Source organism: Mesorhizobium sp. M4B.F.Ca.ET.089.01.1.1 (assembly GCF_004022605.1).
Lineage (GTDB): Bacteria > Pseudomonadota > Alphaproteobacteria > Rhizobiales > Rhizobiaceae > Mesorhizobium > Mesorhizobium abyssinicae.
In genome coordinates this window covers 1-845 of sequence record NZ_RZOS01001014.1, presented here as the reverse complement: position 1 = coordinate 845, position 845 = coordinate 1, and the positions used below count along the sequence as shown (strand labels likewise).

Annotated in this window: 1 protein-coding gene; it reads left to right on the top strand. The window is 60.7% G+C overall.

Going from position 1 to position 845, the window contains the following annotated elements; genetic code table 11:
* Nucleotides 1-150 precede the first annotated feature (150 nt).
* Nucleotides 151-672: a TRAP transporter small permease subunit gene (locus EN780_RS35705; RefSeq protein ID WP_128276568.1), complete on the top strand. Its 522-nt coding sequence runs from the start codon at nucleotides 151-153 to the stop codon at nucleotides 670-672.
* The last annotated feature ends 173 nt before the right edge of the window (nucleotides 673-845 follow it).

The following is an 845-nucleotide window of genomic DNA, read 5'->3' as shown; positions in this document are numbered from 1 at the left end:
GATTTGAAAAGTCGCGGTATCGACATCATCGAGATCGATCGGGACCCGTTCCGCCAGCTCGTCGCGCCCGTCTATGACGAGTTTGGCGCGGAATGGGGAGAAGAGCTCATCGCCAAGGTCCGTAATGCATCGAATAAGTGAGAGCATACCTTGGATCAGCCCCTTTTCATCGCACACCCCGTGCCCCTCAAAGGGCGCGGGCAGCGTGCCTTCGCATTCGCGGGCGCCATAGCCTTCGCGATCATGTTCAACTCGACGCTGCTCAGCGTCGTCGCCCGCTTCTTCGGGCTTAGCCATTTCGAGTGGACCTTCGAGGTTGCGGCCATTGCGTTCGTATGGGTGACGTTTCTCGGCATTTTAGTCGGCGAGATTCGAGGCGAGAATGTTTCCTTCGACCCAGTCAAAGATTCTTTCCGCCCCTCAGTTCGCCATGCAATCGATGGTGGCATCGCGATCTGCGTGCTCATTCTCGGCGTTGTCCTGTTGTGGAGCGGCTTGGCCGTCTGGCAGCGTTTCGCCTTCGTACCAACCCCGGTCCTGCGTCTACCGCAGGGCATCACGATCGCCTCTATCCTGGTCCTCGGTCTCGCACTCGCGGGGCTCGGTGCCGCCCGCCTTGTGCGCGTCGTAAAGGGTGAGGAGCCTTATCCAGAGCGGGAGCCAGTCGCATGACCCTCGCCGTCCTTATCCTGTCCTTCACCTTCTTGCTCTTTGCAGGCGTCCCTATCTCCTGGGCCATGGGCCTTTCGAGCCTTCTCGCCCTTGTCACCGGCGACCTAACGCTGCCGGCCGCTTGGTTCGCGCAGCAGACGATTCGCGGCGCCGACGAGATCACACTCGCTGCC